At 59.3% G+C, this 22,125-nt stretch carries 22 protein-coding genes; 7 read left to right on the top strand and 15 right to left on the bottom strand.

What is annotated here, in order from left to right; genetic code table 11:
- Positions 1-46 precede the first annotated feature (46 nt).
- From cysN to E1573_RS00380, 4 genes are all read right to left on the bottom strand, one after another.
- Positions 47-1,948, bottom strand: coding sequence for a sulfate adenylyltransferase subunit CysN (gene cysN, locus E1573_RS00395; RefSeq protein WP_133209501.1), 1,902 nt, complete (start codon positions 1,946-1,948; stop codon positions 47-49).
- 53 nt (positions 1,949-2,001) lie between these two features.
- A complete protein-coding gene (locus E1573_RS00390) occupies positions 2,002-2,343 on the bottom strand; it encodes a four helix bundle protein (protein ID WP_133209499.1) in 342 nt (113 codons plus the stop codon).
- A gap of 101 nt (positions 2,344-2,444) precedes the next feature.
- Positions 2,445-3,362 carry a sulfate adenylyltransferase subunit CysD gene (cysD, locus tag E1573_RS00385; protein ID WP_133209497.1) on the bottom strand — a complete coding sequence of 306 codons (918 nt, stop codon included), beginning with the start codon at positions 3,360-3,362 and terminating at the stop codon, positions 2,445-2,447.
- A gap of 136 nt (positions 3,363-3,498) precedes the next feature.
- On the bottom strand, positions 3,499-4,257 hold the full coding sequence (locus tag E1573_RS00380; RefSeq protein ID WP_133209495.1) for a Nif3-like dinuclear metal center hexameric protein: 759 nt from the start codon (positions 4,255-4,257) through the stop codon (positions 3,499-3,501).
- Between the two features lie 235 nt (positions 4,258-4,492).
- Between E1573_RS00380 and algW the strand changes: the two genes are divergently transcribed.
- Positions 4,493-5,653 (top strand): Do family serine endopeptidase AlgW, encoded by a 1,161-nt coding sequence (gene algW / locus E1573_RS00375; RefSeq protein ID WP_133209493.1) that lies wholly within the window; start codon positions 4,493-4,495, stop codon positions 5,651-5,653.
- Positions 5,654-5,716: 63 nt separating this feature from the next.
- Here algW and E1573_RS00370 read toward each other — a convergent pair whose 3' ends face one another.
- The 4 genes from E1573_RS00370 to E1573_RS00355 form a co-directional block, all read right to left on the bottom strand.
- On the bottom strand, positions 5,717-6,481 hold the full coding sequence (locus tag E1573_RS00370; protein WP_038607148.1) for an amino acid ABC transporter ATP-binding protein: 765 nt from the start codon (positions 6,479-6,481) through the stop codon (positions 5,717-5,719).
- A 10-nt stretch (positions 6,482-6,491) separates the two neighbouring features.
- Entirely contained in the window at positions 6,492-7,589 is a 1,098-nt protein-coding gene (locus E1573_RS00365) for an amino acid ABC transporter permease (RefSeq protein WP_133209491.1), read from the bottom strand.
- Between the two features lie 10 nt (positions 7,590-7,599).
- Positions 7,600-8,778 carry an amino acid ABC transporter permease gene (locus tag E1573_RS00360; protein WP_133209489.1) on the bottom strand — a complete coding sequence of 393 codons (1,179 nt, stop codon included), beginning with the start codon at positions 8,776-8,778 and terminating at the stop codon, positions 7,600-7,602.
- 66 nt (positions 8,779-8,844) lie between these two features.
- Positions 8,845-9,873, bottom strand: coding sequence for an amino acid ABC transporter substrate-binding protein (locus E1573_RS00355; protein WP_133209487.1), 1,029 nt, complete (start codon positions 9,871-9,873; stop codon positions 8,845-8,847).
- 336 nt (positions 9,874-10,209) lie between these two features.
- On the opposite strand from E1573_RS00355, the gene E1573_RS00350 reads away from it, so the two are divergent.
- The 5 genes from E1573_RS00350 (at position 10,210) to E1573_RS00330 (ending at position 15,341) form a co-directional block, all read left to right on the top strand.
- A complete protein-coding gene (locus tag E1573_RS00350; protein WP_133209485.1) occupies positions 10,210-10,866 on the top strand; it encodes an alpha/beta hydrolase in 657 nt (218 codons plus the stop codon).
- 102 nt (positions 10,867-10,968) lie between these two features.
- Positions 10,969-12,405, top strand: a complete 1,437-nt coding sequence (rhlB, locus tag E1573_RS00345; protein WP_218568352.1) for an ATP-dependent RNA helicase RhlB — start codon at positions 10,969-10,971, stop codon at positions 12,403-12,405.
- Between the two features lie 143 nt (positions 12,406-12,548).
- Entirely contained in the window at positions 12,549-13,499 is a 951-nt protein-coding gene (locus E1573_RS00340) for an ornithine cyclodeaminase family protein (RefSeq protein WP_218568351.1), read from the top strand.
- A gap of 10 nt (positions 13,500-13,509) precedes the next feature.
- Positions 13,510-14,640, top strand: a complete 1,131-nt coding sequence (locus E1573_RS00335; RefSeq protein ID WP_133209479.1) for an FAD-binding oxidoreductase — start codon at positions 13,510-13,512, stop codon at positions 14,638-14,640.
- Between the two features lie 74 nt (positions 14,641-14,714).
- The gene (locus tag E1573_RS00330; protein ID WP_133209477.1) at positions 14,715-15,341 is read left to right on the top strand and encodes a transcriptional regulator; all 627 of its coding nucleotides are present in this window, start codon (positions 14,715-14,717) and stop codon (positions 15,339-15,341) included.
- A 26-nt stretch (positions 15,342-15,367) separates the two neighbouring features.
- On the opposite strand, the gene E1573_RS00325 is transcribed toward E1573_RS00330, so the two are convergent.
- The 6 genes from E1573_RS00325 to E1573_RS00300 all read right to left on the bottom strand — a co-directional run bounded on the left by E1573_RS00325 (position 15,368) and on the right by E1573_RS00300 (position 20,428).
- The gene (locus E1573_RS00325; RefSeq protein WP_133209475.1) at positions 15,368-16,141 is read right to left on the bottom strand and encodes an ABC transporter substrate-binding protein; all 774 of its coding nucleotides are present in this window, start codon (positions 16,139-16,141) and stop codon (positions 15,368-15,370) included.
- A gap of 204 nt (positions 16,142-16,345) precedes the next feature.
- Positions 16,346-16,792: a molybdopterin synthase catalytic subunit MoaE gene (gene moaE, locus E1573_RS00320; RefSeq protein WP_133209473.1), complete on the bottom strand. Its 447-nt coding sequence runs from the start codon at positions 16,790-16,792 to the stop codon at positions 16,346-16,348.
- A gap of 1 nt (position 16,793) precedes the next feature.
- A complete protein-coding gene (locus tag E1573_RS00315) occupies positions 16,794-17,039 on the bottom strand; it encodes a MoaD/ThiS family protein (RefSeq protein WP_133209471.1) in 246 nt (81 codons plus the stop codon).
- Positions 17,036-17,512: a cyclic pyranopterin monophosphate synthase MoaC gene (moaC, locus tag E1573_RS00310; protein WP_133209469.1), complete on the bottom strand. Its 477-nt coding sequence runs from the start codon at positions 17,510-17,512 to the stop codon at positions 17,036-17,038. The genes E1573_RS00315 and moaC overlap by 4 nt, the downstream gene beginning before the upstream one ends.
- A 94-nt stretch (positions 17,513-17,606) precedes the next feature.
- Complete coding sequence (locus tag E1573_RS00305) at positions 17,607-19,001, bottom strand: PhoH family protein (protein ID WP_133209467.1); 1,395 nt, start codon at positions 18,999-19,001, stop codon at positions 17,607-17,609.
- 311 nt (positions 19,002-19,312) lie between these two features.
- Positions 19,313-20,428, bottom strand: a complete 1,116-nt coding sequence (locus tag E1573_RS00300) for a polysaccharide deacetylase family protein (RefSeq protein WP_133209465.1) — start codon at positions 20,426-20,428, stop codon at positions 19,313-19,315.
- A gap of 134 nt (positions 20,429-20,562) precedes the next feature.
- Between E1573_RS00300 and yaaA the strand changes: the two genes are divergently transcribed.
- Positions 20,563-21,342: a peroxide stress protein YaaA gene (yaaA, locus tag E1573_RS00295; protein ID WP_133209463.1), complete on the top strand. Its 780-nt coding sequence runs from the start codon at positions 20,563-20,565 to the stop codon at positions 21,340-21,342.
- A 76-nt stretch (positions 21,343-21,418) separates the two neighbouring features.
- Here yaaA and E1573_RS00290 read toward each other — a convergent pair whose 3' ends face one another.
- The gene (locus E1573_RS00290) at positions 21,419-22,087 is read right to left on the bottom strand and encodes a TetR/AcrR family transcriptional regulator (protein WP_133209461.1); all 669 of its coding nucleotides are present in this window, start codon (positions 22,085-22,087) and stop codon (positions 21,419-21,421) included.
- Positions 22,088-22,125 lie beyond the last annotated feature (38 nt).

Genomic DNA, 22,125 nt, shown 5'->3' with positions numbered 1-22,125 from the left:
AACAAAAAACCCCACCGAAGTGAGGTTTCTTGTTCAAGTGCGACGCTTAGATCGCGCCACGCTGACGCAGCAATTCCAGCACCTGCTTAACGCCCTCTTCCACGCTGACGTTCTGGGTGTCGACCACCAGGTCGGCATCCAGCGGCACGTCGTACGGGAAGCTTTCGCCTGGGATGTTGTCACCACCAGCAGCGTACAGGCCTTGCGGATCACGCTCGCGGCAGGCCATTGGCGAAGCCTGGACATAAACAGTCAGCAGGCGTTCTTTGCCAATCAGCGCCTTGGCTTGTTCGCGGCCTTCAGCGTCCGGGGCAACGAAGGCGGCCAGGGTCAGCAGGCCTGCTTCGTTGAACTGACGCGCGACATGCGCGGCACGACGCCAGTTTTCAGTACGCCCGGCGCGGTCTTGTGGCAGACCTTTGTTCAGGTCATGACGCAGGTTCTGACCGTCAAGCACATAGACCGCACGGCCCATGTCGAACAGCTTGCGCTCCACGGCGTATGCCAGGGTGCTCTTGCCAGCGCCCGACAGGCCGCTGAACAGCACGGTGGCAGGTTGCTGGCCAAATCGCAGGGCACGTTCTTCAGTGGCCACGTGTGCCAGCTTGCCGTGCTGACCGATGGTGCCGTGCGGCACAACCGGAGGTGCGATGATCATGCCCGCACCGACGGTGCCGTTGGTCAGGCGGTCGATGACAATGAAGGCACCGGTGGTGCGGTTGCTGTCGTAACCGTCCAGGGCGATCGGCGCGTCGAGACTGACCTTGACCTTGCCGATTTCATTGAGCTGCAAGGCACTGGCCGCACCCTGCTCCAGGGTGTTCACATCAACCTTGTGGGTGATGCTGGCAATCGAGCCCGGTACATAGCTGGTAGCGCGCTTGATGTCGTATTTCTTGCCCGGCAGCATCGGCTCTTCAGCCATCCACACCAGCATGGCATCGAACTGGTCGGTCACCGGCGGTACGTTGTCGGCGTGTACCAACAGGTCGCCACGGGAGATGTCGATCTCGTCTTCCATGGTCAGGGTCACGGCCTGGCCTGGGCCGGCGTTCTCCAGCTCACCTTCGAAAGTGACGATGGACTTGACCCGGCTGCTCTTGCCCGACGGCAGCACGACGATTTCATCGCCCTTGTGTACTACGCCACTGGCCAGGGTACCGGCGAAGCCACGGAAGTTCAGGTTCGGACGGTTGACGTACTGTACCGGGAAACGCAAATCGGTGAAGTTGCGGTCGGCCGCCACTTCCACGGTTTCGAGGATTTCCATCAACGCAGGGCCTGTGTACCACGGCGAACGCTCGCTGCGGTTGACCACGTTGTCGCCCTTGAGCGCCGACATCGGCACGAAGTGCAGGCTGCTCGGGGTCATGTTGATGGCCTCGGCAAACTGCAGGTAGTCAGCCTTGATGCTCTCAAAGACGCCTTCGTCGAAGCCTTTGAGGTCCATCTTGTTCACGGCCACGACGATGTGCTTGATGCCCAGCAGCGAGGCAATGTAGCTGTGACGGCGGGTTTGCGTCTGCACACCATAACGGGCATCGACGAGGATGATCGCCAGGTCACAGGTGGACGCACCGGTGGCCATGTTGCGGGTGTACTGCTCGTGGCCCGGGGTGTCGGCAATGATGAACTTGCGCTTGGCGGTGGAGAAATAGCGGTAGGCGACATCGATGGTGATGCCCTGCTCACGCTCGGCCTGCAGGCCGTCGACCAGCAACGCCAGGTCGATATCGTCGCCGGTGGTGCCAACTTTCTTCGAATCGCGGGTGATCGCTTCCAGATGGTCTTCGTAGATCATCTTGGAGTCGTGCAGCAAGCGCCCGATCAGGGTGCTCTTGCCGTCGTCCACGTTACCGCAAGTCAAAAAGCGCAGCAGTTCTTTACGTTCGTGCTGGGCCAGGTAGGCGAGGATATCCTCGCTGATCAATTCGGATTGGTGGCTCATTGCATTCAAGCTCCAAGTTGTAAGCTTCAAGCGGCAAGCTTGTCGGCGTACAACTAGTCAGAAATTTTGTTGATCAACCCGCTCAGCATTCTAGAAAGCTCACGAGTCTCAGTAATCCACTCATTCGTCAACGGCTGTGGCAGGTAGCCGACCTCTCCTCCAATGATGATCTGCGTGCGCAACTCACCACAGGAAGCCTTGGCAATGCATAGGAACCGAACCTTCTCTTTAGCGGTTCGGCGCTCCATGCCTTCAGCGATATTTGACGGCACCGAGAGTGCTGCCCGGGTGATCTGGTCTTTGAATCCAAGATCCCGAAACCTCTCTAACTGTCTGTAAATCGCTACCGCCAGATCCTTACTTCGCTGCCAAACAACCAGCCTCTCAAAGTCCATCACGAGCACCTATACGTGCCCACAATGGCGCGGCAGCTGACAAAACCCAGAAGCTACGCCTCCCGCTTCTAACTTGCAGCTTGCCGCTTGTAACTTGAAGCTTAGAAATAGCCTTGACGTTTTTTGTCTTCCATAGAACCGGCGCCATCGTGGTCGATGACTCGGCCCTGGCGCTCGGAAGTGCGCGTCAAGAGCATTTCTTGAATGATGTCGGTCAGCGTTTCTGCTTCCGATTCGACAGCGCCCGTCAGCGGGTAGCAACCAAGGGTACGGAAGCGCACTTTCTTTTTGACGATGCGGGCTTTTTCTTCATCCGAGAGGTGCTCGAGGATGCGCTCGTCATCGATCATGATCAGGGTGCCGTTCTTCTCGATCACTTCGCGCTCAGCAGCGAAGTACAGCGGTACGATCGGAATACCTTCCAGATAGATGTACTGCCAGATGTCCAGCTCGGTCCAGTTCGACAGCGGGAACACGCGAATCGATTCGCCTTTGTTGACCTTGCCGTTGTAGACGTTCCACAGCTCCGGACGCTGGTTCTTCGGGTCCCAGCGGTGTTTGCTGTCGCGGAACGAATACACACGCTCTTTGGCGCGCGACTTTTCTTCGTCACGACGCGCACCACCGAAGGCGGCATCGAAGCCGTGCTTGTCGAGCGCCTGCTTGAGGCCCTCGGTCTTCATGATGTCGGTGTGCTTGGCGCTGCCGTGGGTGAACGGGTTGATGCCCTGAGCGACGCCGTCCGGGTTCACGTGAGTGATCAGTTCCAGGCCCATTTCCTCGACCATCTTGTCGCGGAAGCGGTACATCTCCTGGAATTTCCACTGGGTGTCGACATGCATCACCGGGAACGGCAGTTTGCCCGGGAAGAAGGCTTTGCGGGCCAGGTGCAGCATCACGGCCGAATCCTTGCCGATCGAGTACAGCATCACCGGGTTATCGAACTCGGCGGCCACCTCACGAATGATGTGGATGCTCTCCGCCTCCAACTGTTTCAAATGCGTCAGTTTGTCGACCATGGCTACTCACGGAAATACGATCTTATGGACGGCCAGCGGGCCGTGTTCGAGCGGGCCACTGTATCACAGCACTCGATTCTATTTAGGCGCCCAACTAGAACGAAACAGTATAAGAATATGCCCTGCCGTTTTAGCCTCAGATCGGGTTCGGGCAGTCGATGAACAGGTGCTCCAAGGCAAAGCGTCGCGCCAGGTAATCACCCAGGGCCTGCACGCCGTAACGCTCAGTCGCATGGTGGCCGGCGGCGATGAAACTGATGCCGTTTTCTCGTGCGCTGTGGAAAGTTTGCTCTGAGGCTTCACCACTCAGGAACAGGTCGACGCCAGCAGCAATCGCCTGGTCGATGTAGCCTTGCCCACCGCCGGTGCACCAACCGACCCGACGAATGATCTGCTCACCTTCGATCACCAAAGGCTCACGTCCCATGACCTCTTGCACCTTGCGGGCAAAATCGCGGGCCGACATCGGTTCGGCGAGCGAACCGACCAGGCCGACCACTCGCGGGTTTTCCGGATCCAGTGGTCCTTCTACGGTGATGTCGAGCTGACGTGCCAGTTGCACGTTGTTCCCGACTTCCGGATGCACATCCAGCGGCAAGTGGTAGGCCAGCAGGCTCACGTCGTGCTTGAGCAGGGTTTTCAGTCGGCGCTGTTTCATCCCGGTAATGCACGGGTTCTCGCCTTTCCAGAAATAACCGTGGTGCACCAGTACCAGGTCAGCGTCGGCTTCGACGGCCGCATCCAGCAGCGCCTGACTGGCGGTCACGCCACTGACGATGCGGGTGACCTGTGGCCGCCCCTCGACCTGCAGGCCATTGGGGCAGTAGTCCTGGATTTTTGCGCTGCCAAGGTAGCGTTCCGCTTCCTCAACCAGGGTACTCAGGGCAACAGCCATGAAAAGACTCCTCAAATCAGCAGTTCAGCGCGGCGCAAGGCCCCGTATAATGAGCGTCATTATGGGCCGTCGCCGGGTTTGGGGAAACCGATGGCGGCTGTCTGGGGGCTGCACGCACAATTCACCGCTCGCGTTACGATTTAGCAGTTTCTGCACTGCCTTGGTCGCAGTATGATCGCGCGCGCTCGCTCCCACGCAGCAAGACGGCCCTCTGCCCACACCCAGGATTTCTTCAATGTTCAAGGCTTTGCGTTACTTTGGCTGGCCGTTGTTGGTCGGCGTACTGATCGCCCTGCTGATCATCCAGCGTTTTCCGCAATGGGTCGGCCTGCCCAGCCAGGACGTTAACCTGCAGCAGGCACCGCAAACCAAGCGCATCATGCAGGGCCCGGTGTCCTATGCCGACGCGGTGAGCAAAGCCGCACCGGCAGTAGCCAACCTGTACACCACCAAAGTGGTCAACAAAACCACCCACCCGCTGTTCGAAGACCCACAGTTCCGCCGCTTCTTCGGTGACAACCTGCCCAAGCAGCGCCGTTGGGAGTCGAGCCTGGGTTCGGCGGTGATCATGAGCCCGGAAGGCTATCTGCTGACCAACAACCACGTGACCGCCGGTGCCGACCAGATTGTCGTGGCGCTCAAAGACGGCCGTGAAACCCTGGCACGGGTCATCGGTAGCGACCCTGAAACCGACCTGGCAGTGCTCAAGATCGACCTGAAAAACCTGCCATCGATCACCATTGGCCGCTCCGACAACATCCACATCGGTGACGTCGCCCTGGCCATCGGCAACCCCTTCGGCGTCGGCCAGACCGTCACCATGGGCATCATCAGCGCCACCGGCCGCAACCAGCTCGGCCTGAACAACTATGAAGACTTCATCCAGACCGATGCGGCGATCAACCCCGGTAACTCGGGCGGCGCCCTGGTCGATGCCAGCGGCAACCTCACCGGCATCAACACGGCGATCTTCTCCAAGTCCGGTGGTTCGCAAGGGATCGGCTTTGCCATTCCGACCAAGCTGGCACTGGAGGTCATGAAGTCGATCATCGAGCATGGTCAGGTCATTCGTGGCTGGCTGGGTATCGAAGTGCAACCGCTGAGCCAGGAACTGGCAGACTCCTTCGGCATGCAGGGGCGCCCAGGCATCGTGGTAGCGGGTATTTTCCGTGATGGTCCGGCGCAGAAGGCCGGCTTGCAGTTGGGTGATGTGATCCTCAGCATCAACGGCGAACCCGCCGGTGATGGTCGTCGCTCGATGAACCAGGTTGCCCGGATCAAGCCCAACGACAAAGTGGTTATCGAAGTGAACCGCAACGGCAAGGAATTGAAGCTGACGGCCGAAATCGGCCTGCGTCCACCGCCTGCGCCGGCGCCAGTGGCTAAAGAAGAGTAATAGCATCGCGGGGCAAGCCCGCTCCCACCACACGGGTGGGAGCGGGCTTGCCCCGCGATAACATCAATGCAGAATCTGGCTCAAGAACAGCTTGGTCCGCTCATTCTGCGGCCGGTCGAAGAAGTCGTCCGGCGCTGCCTGTTCAACAATCTCGCCCTTGTCCATGAAAATCACCCGGTTTGCCACGGTCCGGGCGAAGCCCATTTCGTGGGTCACGCAGAGCATGGTCATACCGTCTTCCGCCAGGCTGACCATGGTATCGAGCACTTCTTTGACCATTTCCGGATCAAGCGCCGAGGTCGGTTCGTCGAACAGCATGATCTTCGGCTTCATGCACAGCGCACGGGCAATCGCCACGCGCTGCTGCTGACCACCCGATAGCTGCCCCGGGTACTTGTTGGCCTGCTCAGGAATACGCACTCGCTCAAGGTAATGCATGGCAATTTCTTCAGCCTTGCGCTTGGGCAGCTTGCGCACCCACATCGGTGCCAGAGTGCAGTTCTGCAGGATGGTCAGGTGCGGGAACAGGTTGAAGTGCTGGAACACCATGCCCACTTCGCGACGGATCGCTTCAATCTGCTTGAGGTCGTTGGTCAGCTCCACGCCATCGACCACAATGCGGCCTTGCTGGTGCTCTTCCAATCGATTTAGGCAGCGGATGGTGGTGGATTTACCCGAGCCCGACGGCCCACACAGCACGATGCGCTCGCCCTGGCGTACGTTGAGGTTGATGTCTTTGAGCACGTGGAACTGGCCGTACCACTTGTTCACGCCCTGCATCTGAATAATGCCTTCAGGGCTCACAGGCTGTTTGATCGCTTCACTCATGGGAACACTCCTAACGCTTGTGGCCTGTGTCCAGCTTGCGCTCCAGATGCATGGAGTAGCGGGACATACCAAAACAGAAAATCCAGAAAACCAGGGCGGCAAACACATAGCCCTCAGTGGCCATGCCCAGCCAAGTGGGGTCGGCAGCCGCCTGTTTGACGCTGTTGAGCAGGTCGAACAAGCCAATGATGATGACCAGGCTGGTGTCTTTGAACAGGGCAATGAAGGTGTTGACGATGCCGGGAATCACGAGCTTCAGGGCTTGCGGCAAAATCACCAGGCCCATTGCGCGCCAGTAGCCCAGGCCCATGGCTGCCGCAGCTTCGTACTGCCCTTTGGGAATGGCTTGCAGGCCACCGCGCACCACTTCAGCGATGTATGCCGACTGGAACAGAATGACCCCGATCATCGCCCGCAACAGCTTGTCGAAGCTCATGCCCTCGGGCAGGAACAGCGGCAGCATGACCGACGACATGAACAGCACGGTGATCAGCGGCACGCCGCGCCAGAATTCAATGAAGGTGACACACACCACCTTCACCGCCGGCATGTTCGAACGCCGCCCCAGCGCCAGCAAAATACCCAGCGGCAATGCCCCAACGATACCAACGGTAGCAATCACCAGGGTCAGCATCAGCCCGCCCCACTGGTTGGTCGGTACTGTGCTCAGGCCCAGGTAACCACCGTGCAGCAGGGTAAAGGCAATGATCGGGTACAGCACCAGAAAGCACAGCCCGTAGATCGCCTTGCGCGGGAAGCGCGAGATGAACAATGGCGCGGCGCCAATCACCGCCAGCCATACCGTCAAGTCGACGCGCCAACGCAGCTCGGTCGGGTAGTAGCCGTACATGAATTGGCCGAAGCGCTGTTGGATAAACACCCAGCAAGCGCCCTCCTTGGTGCAGTCGGCACGGGTGGTGCCCACCCAGTTAGCATCGAAGATCGACCACTGCAGCAGTGGCGGTACGATCAGCCATACCAGGTAAAAGGCAAACAAGGTCAGCAGGGTGTTGAGCCAACTGGAGAACAGGTTGGCGCGCATCCAGGCCAGCACGCCGACGGTTTTCACCGGTGGCGGCATATCAGGTTTGAAAACATGGGTACTCATGCGCGTGTCCTCACCGCTCGATCAGCGCAATGCGCTTGTTGTACCAGTTCATCAACAAGGAAATGCTGATGCTGATGGCCAGGTAAACGCTCATGGTGATGGCGATAACCTCAATGGCCTGACCGGTCTGGTTGAGCACAGTCCCGGCGAACAGCGAGACCATTTCCGGGTAACCGATACCGGCCGCCAGCGAAGAGTTCTTCGCCAGGTTCAGGTATTGGCTGGTCAACGGCGGGATGATCACCCGCAACGCCTGGGGAATGATCACCTTGCGCAGCGTCGGGCCTTCACGCAGCCCCAGGGAACGGGCCGCTTCGGTCTGGCCATGGCTGACCGAGCGAATGCCCGAGCGCACGATCTCGGCGATGAACGCTGCGGTGTAGATGGTCAGGGCCAGGGTCAAGGCCAGTAGCTCCGGGATCAACACCCAACCGCCGACGAAGTTGAAACCCTTGAGCTGAGGCAGTTCCCAGTGCACCGGGCTGCCTGCCAGCAACACGCTGAGCGCAGGAATACCCAAGAACAGGAACAGGCCGACCCAAAACTTGTGGAAGGGCTCGCCTGTGGCCTCGAAACGCCGGTTGGCCAGGCGCACCATCACCACAATGGCGATAACGGCCAGCACCAAGCTGACAACGAATGGCCAGAATCCTTCGGCCATGGAAGCACCGGGCATGTTCAGGCCGCGGTTGCTGATAAAGAAGGCATCGTTGATGTTGATGCTACCCCGCGGTCCCGGCAGGGTCAGGAACACCGCGAAGTACCAGAACAGAATCTGAAGTAGCGGTGGAATGTTACGGAACGTCTCGACATACACCGTGGCCAGCTTGTTGATCATCCAGTTCGGTGACAACCGCGCTACGCCGATGATGAACCCCAACAACGTAGCCAGAACGATACCGATAAAGGTCACCAGCAGCGTGTTGAGCAAGCCGATGACAAATACCCGGGCATAGCTGTCTTGCTCGGTGTAGGGGATCAGGTGTTGGGCGATGCCGAAACCGGCACTGCGTTCAAGAAAGTCGAAACCTGAGGTAATGCCGCGGTGCTGCAGGTTGGTCTGTGTGTTGTGGAACAGGTACCAGCCCAGAGCCACCACCGTGATCACGGTAAGGATCTGGAACAGCCAGGCACGCACACGTGGATCGCTGAAGGAGAGCCCCTTGGGTGCGCCAATTTGATTTTGCATGTAATGCCCCGAAAGAAAGGGAACCAAACAGCCAGCGACGGCCAAGGCCGCCGCTGGCCGCAGCCATCAGCGCACCGGGGGCGCGTACTGAATGCCGCCGTTGTTCCACAGGGCGTTCAGGCCGCGGTCGATTTGCAGTGGGGTTTCCTTGCCCAGGTTCTTCTCGAATACTTCGCCGTAGTTACCAACCTGCTTGACGATCTGCACCACCCAGTCTTTCGGCAGTTTCAGGTCTTTGCCATATTCACCGTCAGCGCCGAGCATGCGCGCGACGTCAGGGTTTTTGGTGGCTTTGGCTTCGGCTTCAACGTTTTTCGAGGTGATCCCCATTTCCTCGGCGTTGAGCATGGCGAACAGGGTCCATTTAACGATGCTGAACCACTCTTCATCGCCTTTACGTACCACTGGGCCCAGCGGCTCTTTGGAGATGGTTTCCGGCAGCACTACATAGTCAGCCGGAGCAGCCAGCTTGGAGCGCTGTGCGTAGAGCTGCGACTTGTCGGAGGTCAGCACGTCGCAACGGCCGGATTCCAGCGACTTGGCGCTTTCGTCGGAGGTGTCGAAGGTGATCGGGGTGTACTTCAGGCCATTGGCGCGGAAGTAATCGGAGACGTTGAGCTCAGTGGTGGTACCAGCCTGGATGCAGATGGTTGCACCGTCCAGCTCCTTGGCGCTGGAAACACCGAGCTTTTTATTGACCAGAAAACCGATGCCGTCGTAGTAGGTAACACCGGCGAACACCAGACCCATGCCAGCATCGCGGGAGCTGGTCCAGGTAGTGTTACGCGAAAGCACATCGACTTCACCCGACTGCAACGCAGTGAAACGCTCTTTGGCGTTGAGCTGGCTGAACTTGACCTTGGTGGCATCGCCAAATACCGCAGCCGCGACTGCGCGGCAGACATCGGCGTCGATACCGACGATGGTGCCTTTGGCATCAGGAACCGAGAAACCCGGCAAGCCGTCACTCACACCACACTGAACGAAGCCCTTCTTCTGCACCGCATCCAGGGTTGCACCTGCCTGTGCCATACCACTGATACCCAGCACGGTTGCAGCGGTAACCACTGCCAAGGTGGATTTCAACATCTTCATTCAAACCTCCAGTTTTGCTCTTATTGTGTTGAGCCGGGATTGCACCGCACCCTTATGAGGCGCATCCGACCCGTGTTGGCTTGTTTTTGGGTCAATTGGCGCAATGCGCTGTTCTGTGACAGCCTTGGGGACCGCCAACGGGTGTTACCGTCCAAAACGTGTAACCTCGCGTCAGAGGTTTCATAGCAAAGCGCGTACCACTCTTAGCGGCTAAAGCGTTTCAGTTAACGTCAAGAGGAAAACTTGCACCGTTGCGACAGGTTCTTCCCGGATTTACTCAACGCGCCTTCATTTCATGCACGCAAACAAGAGCGCGCGCACACTTTCGGAGCAGTCATGACTAACCCGCTAATTCTCGAACCAGAAAAAACCGCAGACGCTTGTGTGATCTGGTTGCACGGCCTGGGCGCCGATCGTTACGACTTCCTGCCCGTGGCCGAGGCCTTGCAGGAAGCGCTGCTAAGTACCCGTTTCGTCATGCCTCAGGCTCCTACCCGGCCAGTGACCGTCAACGGCGGCTATGAGATGCCCAGCTGGTACGACATCAAGGCCATGACCCCGGCCCGGGCCATCGACGAAGAACAATTGAAAGCCTCAGCCGACCTGGTAATCGAGCTGATCAAGGCCGAACAGGCCAAAGGCATCGACCTGGCACGCATCATCCTGGCCGGTTTTTCCCAAGGCGGCGCGGTGGTGCTGCACACGGCCTATATAAAGTGGCAAGAAGCGCTGGGTGGCGTGATCGCACTGTCGACCTACGCGCCGACCTTTGCTCAGGAGCGTGAACTGAGTGCTTGCCAGCAACGTACTCCGGCCCTGTGCCTGCATGGCGTACACGACCCGGTGGTACCGTCAGCCATGGGCCGCAGTGCCTTCGAGCACCTCAAGCATTGGGGCGTCAATACGGAGTGGAAGGAATACCCGATGGAGCACGAAGTACTGCCTGAGGAAGTTCAGGATATTGCTGACTGGCTGAGCAAACGCCTGCGCTAAAAGCACACTTCCCGGTAGTTGTGAGTGCAATCCACTACGCCGCGCCCGATTCTTGCATTACACTGGCCGGCGTACATTCCTTAACCAATTGACGAGATGACCGTGCTCAAAGCACTCAAAAAAATGTTCGGCAAGAGCGAGGTTGAGCAACTCGCTCCCCAAGTTGCTGCCCCTGTAGAGCAGCCCCCCGCAGCACCCAAGGCCCCTGCCCCGGCTGCCCCGCTCAACCCTGAGGCCAAGACGGCCAGCGCACCGGCACGCAGCGAGAAACCTGCCGAGCCCAAGCCACGCCGCGCCCGTAAACCAAAACCTGCAGCCTCCACCTGGAAGCTGGAGGATTTCGTGGTCGAGCCGCAAGAAGGCAAGACCCGTTTCCATGATTTCAAGCTCTCGCCCGAGCTGATGCATGCAATCCACGACCTGGGCTTCCCGTATTGCACGCCGATTCAGGCACAAGTGCTGGGTTACACCCTGCGCGGTCAGGACGCCATTGGCCGTGCCCAGACCGGTACCGGCAAAACCGCAGCCTTCCTGATTTCGATCATCACCCAGCTGCAGCAGACCCCACCGCCGAAAGAGCGCTACATGGGCGAGCCACGGGCATTGATCATTGCTCCGACTCGCGAGCTGGTGGTGCAAATTGCCAAAGACGCCGCCGCACTGACCAAGTACACCGGCCTGAACGTCATGACCTTCGTTGGCGGCATGGACTTCGACAAGCAACTCAAGGCCCTTGAAGCACGGCACTGCGACATTCTGGTGGCGACGCCAGGCCGTCTGCTCGACTTCAACCAGCGCGGTGAAGCGCACCTGGACATGGTCGAAGTACTGGTACTGGACGAAGCCGACCGCATGCTCGACATGGGCTTCATCCCGCAGGTCCGCCAGATCATCCGCCAGACCCCACCGAAGAGCGAACGGCAAACACTGCTGTTCTCTGCCACCTTCACCGAAGACGTGATGAACCTGGCCAAGCAATGGACCACCAACCCGGCCATCGTCGAAATCGAGCCGGAAAACGTTGCCAGCGAAACCGTCGAGCAGCACGTTTACGCCGTGGCCGGCAGCGACAAGTACAAGCTGTTGTACAACCTGGTGACCGAGAACAAGTGGGAACGGGTGATGGTCTTCGCCAACCGCAAAGACGAAGTGCGGCGCATCGAAGAACGCCTGGTGCGTGATGGCGTCAATGCTGCCCAGCTGTCGGGTGACGTGCCGCAACACAAGCGCATCAAGACTCTGGAAAACTTCCGCGAAGGCCGTATTACCGTGCTGGTGGCCACCGATGTGGCCGGGCGTGGCATTCACATTGACGGCATCAGCCATGTGATCAACTTCACCCTGCCGGAAGATCCGGACGACTACGTGCATCGCATCGGCCGTACCGGTCGTGCTGGCACCAGTGGCGTGTCGATCAGCTTTGCCGGTGAGGATGACTCCTACCAATTGCCAGCGATCGAAGAACTGCTGGGTCGCAAGATCAGCTGTGAGATGCCGCCAACCGAGCTGCTCAAGCCGGTACCGCGTAAGCATCACTGATCGATTCAAATCTATCGCGGGGCAAGCTCGCTCCTACCAGACCGGTGGGAGCGGGCTTGCCCCGCGATGCTTTTATACGGCCGGTTATTGCTCAAATACACAAAGAGTCCATAATGGACAAAATAGTTTATTTGGAGTCTCGTATGTCCGCGCCTCTCGTCATCGATCAACAGCGTGCTCGTCATCTGCTTACACAGGTGGATGTCCCACAGATCCTGCGCAACCTGTTCCGTGACCTGGCGGCCGGGCAAGCCGTACAGCCCCCACAGCAACTGGTGGAGTTTCCGGCGGGGCAAGGAGACTTCATCAACTACGGTGGCGTGCTGGCTAACGAGCGAGTGTACGGGGTCAAAACCTCGCCCTACATCGTCCGCGAACAAGGCCCGCTGGTAACCGCCTGGACGCTGTTGATGTCCATGGACAGCGGCCAGCCACTGCTGCTGTGCGACGCCGGTGAACTGACCACCGCGCGCACCGCCGCCACCACCGCCGTGGCCGTCGATGCTCTGGCGGCAAGCGGCGCCCGCCGCCTGACCCTGATTGGCAGCGGCCCGATTGCCCGTGCGCACCTGCGCTATGTACGCGGCCTGCGCGAATGGCAGGACATCCGTCTGTTCTCCCGCAGCCTGGCCGAGCAAAGTGCCGAACAACGCCAGGCACTGATCGACCTCGATCAACGTCTGGTCCTGTGCGACAGCCTCGAACAGGCAGTAGCCGATGCTGACGTGATCATGCTGTGCACTTCCTCGGCCACTCCGGTCATCGACCCGGCTACCTTGAGCAAACCAGCACTGATCACCTCGATCAGCACCAACGCCGTGCGTGCCCACGAAGTGCCACCCGCCAGCCTCAGTGCCATGGATGTGTATTGCGACTATCGGGTAACCACGCCAGGCAGCGCCGGTGAGATGCGCATCGCCGCCGAGCAACACGGTTGGCACCCCGAGGCGATTGTCGGTGATCTGCCGCAGGTTTTGAGCAATCAGGCGCCTGCCCCGAGCTATCAGCGCCACGCCTTCTTCCGCTCCATCGGTCTGGGCCTGGAAGACATCGCCCTGGCCAATGCCCTGTACCGTTTGCCGCGCGCCGACTGAGGACACCTTCATGCAACAGGCTGACTTCATCATTATTGGCGGCGGTATCGCCGGTGCATCCACCGGTTACTGGCTGGCCAGCCACGGCCGGGTGGTGGTACTCGAACGCGAGTCGCAACCGGGCTACCACTCCACCGGCCGCTCAGCAGCGCTGTACACCGCCGCTTACGGTACGCCCCAGGTGCGCGCATTGACTCTGGCCAGCCGCGCCTTTTTTGATCAACCACCGGCAGGGTTCGCCGAGCACCCGTTGCTCAGCCCGCGCGGGGAAATGACCGTCGACCTTTCCGGCGATCCGCAAGAGCTGCAGCGTCAGTACCAAAGTGCCAAGGCATGCGTACCCGAAGTCGAACTGCTCAGCGCCGACCAGGCCTGCGCGCGCCTGCCGGTACTGCGCCGTGACAAGGTCCACGGCGCTCTCTACGACCCCAGCGCCAGCGACATCGACACCGACGCGCTGCACCAAGGCTACCTGCGTGGCATTCGTCGCCAACAGGGCGAAGTGCACAGCGATTGTGAAGTCCAGCAATTGAGCCGTAGCAGCGATGGCCTCTGGCAAGTGCACACCAGCCGCGGCCTGTTCAGCGCCCCGGTCGTGATCAACGCCGCTGGCGCCTGGGCCGATCACATCGGGGTAATGGCCGGCGCACAGCCCCTCGGCCTGCAACCAAAGCGCCGTGCGGCGTTCATCTTCGCCGCGCCCGAAGGCATCGACAGCCATGCTTGGCCCATGCTGGTCAGCCTCGACGAATCGTTCTACATGAAGCCTGATGCCGGCATGTTGCTGGGTTCGCCCGCCAACGCCGACCCGGTCGAAGCGCATGACGTGCAGGCTGAAGAGCTGGACATTGCCATGGGTATCTACCAGATCGAAGAAGCCACCACCCTGAGCATTCGCCGCCCGACCCGCACCTGGGCCGGCCTGCGCAGCTTCGTGGCCGATGGAGACTTGGTGGCAGGCTTCGATCCACAGGTGCCTGGCCTGTTCTGGGTGGCAGCACAAGGTGGCTACGGCATCCAGACCTCCCCCGCCATGGGTCAGGCCAGTGCGGCACTGGTGCGTGGCGAAGACCTGCCCGAAGCCCTCAAAGGCTTTGGCCTCAACGCTCAGATGCTGTCACCGCACCGCCTGCAAAGGTGACGCGCCGCTACGATTGCGGCACACTCGCAGCGCCCTTGTGCCGAGGGCGCTGACACCGTTTGGAGCCTGCCCCAATGTCGACACCCCGCCCTGACCCGGTCCTGGATAACTACCGGGCCATCGCCGATGCCATCGCCACGCTGTTCTTCCCTCACGCTGAGGTGGTGCTGCACGATTTGCGCAGCCAGAAGATCGATTACATCGCCAACAACCTGTCCAAGCGCCAGATCGGTGATGACGCCGCGCTGGAAGACATGCTGGAGAAAGGCACCGATGAAACCAACATCGGCCCCTATGAAAAGCTCAACTGGGACGGGCAGAAAATTCGTTCACTGAGCACCGTACTGCGCAATGCGGCCGGCACGCCGCAGGCAGTCCTGTGCATCAACCTGAACATCACCTTGTTTGAAAATGCCAAGGCTGCGCTGGATCTGTTCCTCTCGCCGAGCAAACTGATTCCGCAGCCCGACGCGCTGTTTCGCGACGACTGGCAGGAGCGCATCAATACCTTCCTCAACGCTTGGCTGCGTCAGCGCCAGTTGAGCCTGAACCTGCTGACCCGCGATCACAAGCGCGAGCTGGTACTGGCCCTGCACGCCGAAGGCGCCTTCAAGGGCAAGAGTTCGGCCAACTATGTGGCCAATGTGCTGGGGATGGGGCGCGCGACGGTGTACAAGCACCTGAAGGAACTCAAGGCCTGAAGCGCTTCAGGCCTTGAGGTGATCGATCAATCGCCGTAGATATCCGACTTGAAGTACTTCGCCTGAATCTTCTGGTACTCGCCATTGGCGCGCAGGTCGTCGATGGCTTTGTTGAGCTTGCTCACCAACACCTCGTTACCCTTGCGCACCGCGATCCCGGCACCTTCACCGACATATTTCGGGTCTTTCAGCTCTGGGCCGACAAAGGCGTAATCCGCGCCGCGCGGCATTGACAGGAAATCATCCAGCGGAATGGTGTCGGCGAAAATCGCATCGACGCGCCCGGACGCCAGGTCCATGTAGATTTCTTCGTTGTTGCTGTAGCGCTTGATGGTGATGCCCTTGGGCTCCAGCACTTCGGTGGCGTAGCGATCGGTCGTGGTGGCGCGCTGCACCCCAACGGTCTTGCCTTTGAGGCTGGCGTACTGGTCATCGACCACCGCACCTTTCTTCATCACCAGGCGCGAGGAGGTGAAGTAGTACTTGTGGGTGAAATCGACCGACTTCTTACGTTCGTCAGTGATGGTCATCGACGACAGCGCAGCGTCGATTTTCTTCACCTTCAGCGAAGGAATCAGGCCGTCGAACTCCACCTCGTTCCACACGCACTTGACCTGCATCTGTGCGCACAAAGCGTTACCGATGTCGTAATCAAAGCCGACGATCTCGCCTTTGTCGTTTTTCGAAGCGAAGGGTGGGTAGGCCGCTTCGATGCCGATGCGCAAAGTGTCCTCGGCAGCGAACAGGCTGCTGGTCAACAGGCTCAGGGCCAGACCACTGATCAGGGTGAACTTCTTCATGCTGGGTCTCTCTCGCTCGTTATTGGAGGTGTGTTGCAAGACAGAGAAAAGGAAGCAGGCACGCAACGGCCTGGAACTATTTTGTACTTATAATTCCATACTGGACTTTATTGTATAAAAACTCAAGCACTGTGGGAGCGGGCTTGCCCCGCGATTGCGGTGTGTCTGTCAAATTGCGATCGCGGGGCAAGCCCGCTCCTACAGTTACCAGCGGCTTGCTGCGTCTTCGTCGCTCTGCTTGCCCTCGACCCAACGTGGGCCGTCGCCGGTCTGTTCTTTCTTCCAGAAGGGTGCACGGGTCTTGAGGTAGTCCATGATGAAATTGCAGGCATCGAAGGCAGCCTGTCGGTGTGCACTGGCCACGCCGACGAAAACAATGGGCTCACCCGGTTCAAGCGCGCCAATACGGTGCAACACCTCGACCTTGAGCAGCGGCCAGCGCTGCTCGGCTTCCATCACAATCTTGGCCAGCGCCTTTTCGGTCATGCCCGGGTAGTGCTCCAGAAACATACCTGCAACTTCCCGGCCATCATTGAAGTCGCGTACATAGCCAACAAAACTGACCACTGCGCCAACACCGACATTGGCCGCGTGCATGGCGTTGACTTCAACACCCGGGTCAAACGCTGTGGTCTGTACTCGAACACTCATCTCAGCCTCCGGTCACGGGCGGAAAGAACGCCACCACATCGCCGTCAGCGACAGCTTCATCGAGCTTGCACAAATCTTCATTGCGCGCGCACATCAAGTTCTGCTCTTGCAGCACCGCATAGCCTGCGCCTTTCTCAAGCAATGCCCGGCGCACGTCGTCCAACGTCGCAAAGGCGCCTTCAAGCGTCTCGCCGTCGCGCTCCAGTGCTTCCCGGTAACGCGCGAAATACATCACCTGAACCTTCATTGCGCAGCGTCCGCCTGGTAATGGCCGCTCTTGCCGCCGAGTTTTTCCAGCACCCGCACACCGTCGATGATCATGCCGCGGTCAACCGCCTTGCACATGTCATAAATCGTCAGCGCCGCCACGCTGGCAGCGGTCAGGGCTTCCATTTCTACACCCGTCTGCCCGGCCAGTTTGCAGCGCGCGACGATATGAACGGTGTCGTTGCCTTCAGCGTTGAGCTCGACTTTAACGCTGGTCAGCATCAGCGGATGGCACAACGGAATCAGATCACTGGTTTTCTTCGCCGCCTGAATACCGGCAATGCGCGCCACAGCGAACACATCCCCCTTGGGATGCTCACCTTCGACGATCATTTGCAGGGTTTGCGGGAGCATGCGCACCCGCGCTTCGGCCACAGCCTCACGCGAGGTCACGGCTTTATCGGTGACGTCGACCATATTGGCCCGACCTTGGGAATCGAGATGAGTCAGCACAACCTTCCTCCTGTTCAGGAATGCTGAGTGTAAACCCAGGAGTCAGGAATTCGCAGCGAAAAAAAGCCGGGCGGCATGGCCGCCCGGGGGAAGGTTACAGATGCGATTCGGCGTATTCGGCCAGAATCGAACGCGGTACACCTTGCAGGGTAATGTGAACGCCGTTGGGGAAGTCCTTGAAACGCTCGGTCAGGTAGGTCAGGCCCGAGCTGGTCGCAGACAGGTACGGGGTGTCGATCTGTGCCAGGTTACCCAGGCAGATCACCTTCGAACCAGCACCGGCACGGGTGATGATGGTTTTCATCTGGTGCGGAGTGAGGTTCTGGCATTCGTCGATCAGAATCAGGCTTTGCTGGAAGCTGCGACCGCGAATGTAGTTCAGCGATTTGAATTGCAGCGGAACACGCTCAAGGATGTAGTCGACACTGCCGTGGGTGCTTTCATCATCCATGTGCAGTGCTTCAAGGTTGTCAGTGATGGCGCCCAGCCAAGGCTCCATTTTCTCGGCTTCGGTGCCCGGCAGGAAGCCGATCTCCTGATCCAGCCCCTGCACACTGCGGGTGGCGATAATGCGCCGGTAGCGCTTGCTGACCATGGTCTGCTCAATGGCCGCAGCCAGGGCCAGAATGGTTTTACCAGAACCCGCCGCCCCGGTCAGGTTGACCAAATGAATATCCGGGTCGAGCAACGCGAACAGCGCCAGGCTTTGATGGATATCGCGCGGTTTCAAGCCCCAGGCTTCCTGGTGCAGCAGCGGCTCCTGGTGCAGGTCGAGCAGCAGCAGCTCATCGTCGCGAATCCCCTTGATCCAGCCGACGAAGCCCTGCTCATCGATAATGAACTCGTTGATGTGCACCGCCGGCAGGTTGTCGATCATCTGCACCCGGTGCCAGGTGCGACCGCGCTCCTGACGAGTCTCGACCTTGCTGACGCGGTCCCAGAATGACCCGGTGACACTGTGATAGCCCTTGGGCAGCAGCGACACGTCGTCAACCAGTTGGTCAGTGCTGTAATCCTCGGCCGCGATCCCACAGGCGCGGGCCTTGAGGCGCATGTTGATGTCTTTGGTCACCAGCACCACATCCAGGTCTTTACGCCGACTGCGCAGCTCCAGCAACTGGTTGATGATGATGTTGTCGTTGAGTGTTTCCGGCAGCAGGTGGTTCGGTTCGTTGCGCGGGCTCATCAGAATCGACAGAAAGCCCTTGGGTCCACTCTTGCCACGCTGGATCGGCACGCCCTGCTCGACATCAGCGGGAGAGGCATCGCCCAGGGTCTGGTCAATCAGGCGGATGGCTTGGCGGCATTCGGCGGCGATGGTGTGTTTGCCGGTCTTGAGTTTGTCGAGCTCCTCCAGCACCGTCATCGGTATGGCGACGTGGTGCTCCTCGAAATTGAGCAATGCGTTGGGATCGTGGATCAGTACATTGGTATCGAGCACATAAAGGATTGGCTTGTTGGAGGAATTGGTGCGTCCTTGATCATCCATACTCGGTCACCTTTGTGGGAGCCATACAACGCAATACCTGAACGGTGTTGCGCCGTGAAGTGGCCGCCGTTTCTTCCCTTGTCCGCGTCGTTACGGGTGGGAAGTGCCCTCACAGAATCGGTGCCCAATGACGCCACCTGTGCTGCAGGGTTCGGCGGTCTGTCTTCTTGATACCGCAAAACCCATGACCGAAAAAAGCATTTTTACGTATTTTTGAAGTTTATTTTTTCAAAGGGCATCTTGCCCTTGGCGCGCGGTCTAACCACCGCTAAGCTTTTTGTTTCAAGCTAATAGCTTCAAGCTTGCCGCTTTCAGTAATGCTTACAGTCTTCCCAGCCAATCCCACTTTGTGCCGTCTGTTTCAGCAGCCACGCCAGTGCCTCTTGTGCCTTGGGCTGGCCGTCCTGAAACTGGATCACCCCGCGCCGCCACAGCAGCATCAGGGTCAGCACCCGTTGCGCTGACTGCTCGGCACTGAGCGTGCTCTGGTCCTGGGCATCGATATTCCACAGCACCACTGCAAGCCCCTGTCTGGCAAAGAAGCCCTGGCTGTCCGCCCGGCGCTGGCCATAGGGCGGCCTGAACAAAGGCACATATTGATCGGGCAGGTCAGCCTCAAGTTGTGCCTGAGTGCGGGTGACCGAACTTTGCCAGTCCTGCCATTGGCCATGAGAGCGGTACTGCCAACCTTGAAGGCCGACACATTGACCTTTGTAGAGCGCACGCACCTGCGCCAACGAAGTCTTGTCGCGGCGTGTTTGCAGGCTGTTACCCAGTACAAAGAAGGTCGCCGCGAGTTTCTGCCGGCGCAAATAGTCGGTCAGCGCATCGGTCGCCGTACCCACCGTGCTGGGGCCAGCATCGAAAGTGAGCAGAAAAACCCGGTCATTAAGCTCATCACCGTTGCGTTCAATGTCGGAAAAACGCTCGACTTCGCTGGTGGTTTGCGGAAACAACGCCGCTTTTCGCAACAACTCGTTCAGGTAGCTCTGGTGGAACTCACGGCTGGGCTCGGCCCAGCCGGCGTAGAACGAGTCGCTGGCCACTTCAAACCGGGCGGCCTGCTGGCGCAGCTCGTGCTGTGAGTCGATGGCATAGCAGAACGACGCATCCTGTTCGCAACTCTGCTGCGCCAGCGCATAGTTGCGCCATAGCTGCTGCCAGAGGCGCGCGCGCACCTGATTGATCGAGGCCAGGTTGATCTGCTTGAGCCCCAGGCGCGCTGCCAGCGCGGGCTCATCGAGCGCTTCGCTGGCCTCCAGCGCCTGGGCAAAACCGAGAATCTCGGCGCGCGAGGCAACATCGAACAACGTCGGGTTTTCAAGCTGCTCGGGCCAGTAGGCACGATCGAAGGTGGTCGGCGGCACAGGCGCGGCCTGCACCGCGACACTCAACAGGCCTGTCAGTAGTAGAAAAGCAATACGCACAGTCGAGCTCTCCGGTTTTCTCGCCGCGCACTATAACGTCAAGCGTCGGGATGGTCTGTGGCTATCAACGTCATAGCTGGAGATCAGCGCCCTCGCCCCGTAGAATCGGCGCCACGATTTAAGGAGCCCGACCGATGCTGACGGTGATTTCCCCCGCCAAGACCCTCGACTACGAAACCCCGCCGGTAACCCAGCGCTACACCCAGCCGCAGTACCTGGATGATTCCCAGGAGCTGATCGAGCAATTGCGTGAGCTGTCGCCGGCACAAATCAGTGAGCTGATGCACCTCTCCGACAAACTCGCCGGCCTCAATGCCGCGCGTTTCGGCAGCTGGACCCCAGCCTTCACGCCCGACAACGCCAAACAGGCCCTGCTCGCTTTCAAGGGTGACGTATACACCGGGCTGGATGCCGAAAGCCTGAGCGAAGACGACTTCAGCTATGCCCAGGACCACCTGCGCATGCTCTCGGGGCTGTACGGCCTGCTGCGCCCGCTCGACCTGATGCAACCTTACCGCCTGGAAATGGGCACCAAGCTGGCCAACGCCCGCGGTAAAGACTTGTACGCTTTCTGGGGCACACGCATTAGTGAATGGCTGAACCAGGCCCTGGCCGAACAAGGCGACGATGTTTTACTCAACCTGGCCAGCAACGAATACTTCAGCGCGGTCAAGCGCAATGCCCTCAACGCGCGGGTCATCAACACCGAGTTCCGCGACTTCAAAAATGGCCAGTACAAGATCATCAGCTTCTACGCCAAGAAAGCCCGCGGCATGATGAGCCGTTTCGTGATCCAGGAGCGTATCAACGATCCTGAGCAGCTCAAGCAGTTCGATGTGCAGGGTTACTACTACAGCCCCGAGCAGTCGAAGCCGGACAACCTGGTGTTCCTGCGCGATCATCCGGACGCCTGAACCTCGCTAGAGACTCGGTCTTCGAGCATCGACGAGATCTGACGCCCCGAGACGGGGCGTCGCTGTGTTACGCGGTTTACACGTTCGGGTCAGTCAACAACGCGTGCAGCATTGTCGCCAGCATTTTGGGCGTATCTTCGTCAGTGAGATAACCGGGGCGCTCCAGCAGCATGGCCCGTGGCAGCACCGTCCATGTCTGATAAACCAGGTACTCTGCCTTTTCCCGGTCTTTGATCCGGATTTCACTGGCAAAACGCTGCATCAAGGCGGAACTGGCAGTGGCAGTCCACAGCTGCTTGGCCTTGACCACATCCAGGCGCACCAACTCGTCGTAATGGGTGGAACGCACGCTGAACGCTGGATCGTAGGCGGTCTTCTTGCGATGGGAGGCCAGTACCGCCTGCAAGGCGAGCATAATTCCATCCATCAACGAACTGCCAGGCGGCAGCGCCATGATGTCGGTGTACAGCCCTTTGCGTGCCTCGGTTCGATAGTCATCGAATACCGCCGCGATCAACGCTTCCATCGTTGGGAAGTACTCATAGATCGAACTGATCGCTACCCCTGAGTCTTCCGCCAGGCGCATGGCATTCAAGGCGTCGCGCCCCTCGCTTTCAAGGATCTGCCGACCCGTCTGTTTCACAGCCTCGACCAAGGCAATCGAGCGTGCCTGACGCGGCTCTTTGCGCGGCTGTGCAGGGATTTCTACCTGCACGCCGGGCTTATCAGGGTTAGCTTTGATCATCGTGTCATCTCCAGAATGCGCCGCCACGCAGCACCCGG

The sequence above is a fragment of the Pseudomonas sp. H9 genome, from assembly GCF_004353925.1.
Taxonomy (GTDB): Bacteria; Pseudomonadota; Gammaproteobacteria; order Pseudomonadales; family Pseudomonadaceae; genus Aquipseudomonas.
This window is presented reverse-complemented; position numbering and strand designations above follow the sequence as displayed.

Excerpts from the sequence above, each read along its gene's own strand:
- E1573_RS00350 (WP_133209485.1), top strand. The coding sequence starts at position 10,210 with ATGACTAACCCGCTAATTCTCGAACCAGAAAAAACCGCAGACGCTTGT.
- yaaA (WP_133209463.1), top strand. The coding sequence starts at position 20,563 with ATGCTGACGGTGATTTCCCCCGCCAAGACCCTCGACTACGAAACCCCG.
- E1573_RS00355 (WP_133209487.1), bottom strand. The coding sequence starts at position 9,873 with ATGAAGATGTTGAAATCCACCTTGGCAGTGGTTACCGCTGCAACCGTG.
- E1573_RS00340 (WP_218568351.1), top strand. The coding sequence starts at position 12,549 with ATGTCCGCGCCTCTCGTCATCGATCAACAGCGTGCTCGTCATCTGCTT.
- E1573_RS00360 (WP_133209489.1), bottom strand. The coding sequence starts at position 8,778 with ATGCAAAATCAAATTGGCGCACCCAAGGGGCTCTCCTTCAGCGATCCA.
- cysD (WP_133209497.1), bottom strand. The coding sequence starts at position 3,362 with ATGGTCGACAAACTGACGCATTTGAAACAGTTGGAGGCGGAGAGCATC.
- E1573_RS00325 (WP_133209475.1), bottom strand. The coding sequence starts at position 16,141 with ATGAAGAAGTTCACCCTGATCAGTGGTCTGGCCCTGAGCCTGTTGACC.
- E1573_RS00290 (WP_133209461.1), bottom strand. The coding sequence starts at position 22,087 with ATGATCAAAGCTAACCCTGATAAGCCCGGCGTGCAGGTAGAAATCCCT.
- E1573_RS00330 (WP_133209477.1), top strand. The coding sequence starts at position 14,715 with ATGTCGACACCCCGCCCTGACCCGGTCCTGGATAACTACCGGGCCATC.
- moaE (WP_133209473.1), bottom strand. The coding sequence starts at position 16,792 with ATGAGTGTTCGAGTACAGACCACAGCGTTTGACCCGGGTGTTGAAGTC.
- E1573_RS00370 (WP_038607148.1), bottom strand. The coding sequence starts at position 6,481 with ATGAGTGAAGCGATCAAACAGCCTGTGAGCCCTGAAGGCATTATTCAG.
- E1573_RS00380 (WP_133209495.1), bottom strand. The coding sequence starts at position 4,257 with ATGGCTGTTGCCCTGAGTACCCTGGTTGAGGAAGCGGAACGCTACCTT.
- E1573_RS00315 (WP_133209471.1), bottom strand. The coding sequence starts at position 17,039 with ATGAAGGTTCAGGTGATGTATTTCGCGCGTTACCGGGAAGCACTGGAG.
- E1573_RS00305 (WP_133209467.1), bottom strand. The coding sequence starts at position 19,001 with ATGGATGATCAAGGACGCACCAATTCCTCCAACAAGCCAATCCTTTAT.
- E1573_RS00390 (WP_133209499.1), bottom strand. The coding sequence starts at position 2,343 with ATGGACTTTGAGAGGCTGGTTGTTTGGCAGCGAAGTAAGGATCTGGCG.
- E1573_RS00335 (WP_133209479.1), top strand. The coding sequence starts at position 13,510 with ATGCAACAGGCTGACTTCATCATTATTGGCGGCGGTATCGCCGGTGCA.
- E1573_RS00365 (WP_133209491.1), bottom strand. The coding sequence starts at position 7,589 with ATGAGTACCCATGTTTTCAAACCTGATATGCCGCCACCGGTGAAAACC.
- cysN (WP_133209501.1), bottom strand. The coding sequence starts at position 1,948 with ATGAGCCACCAATCCGAATTGATCAGCGAGGATATCCTCGCCTACCTG.
- algW (WP_133209493.1), top strand. The coding sequence starts at position 4,493 with ATGTTCAAGGCTTTGCGTTACTTTGGCTGGCCGTTGTTGGTCGGCGTA.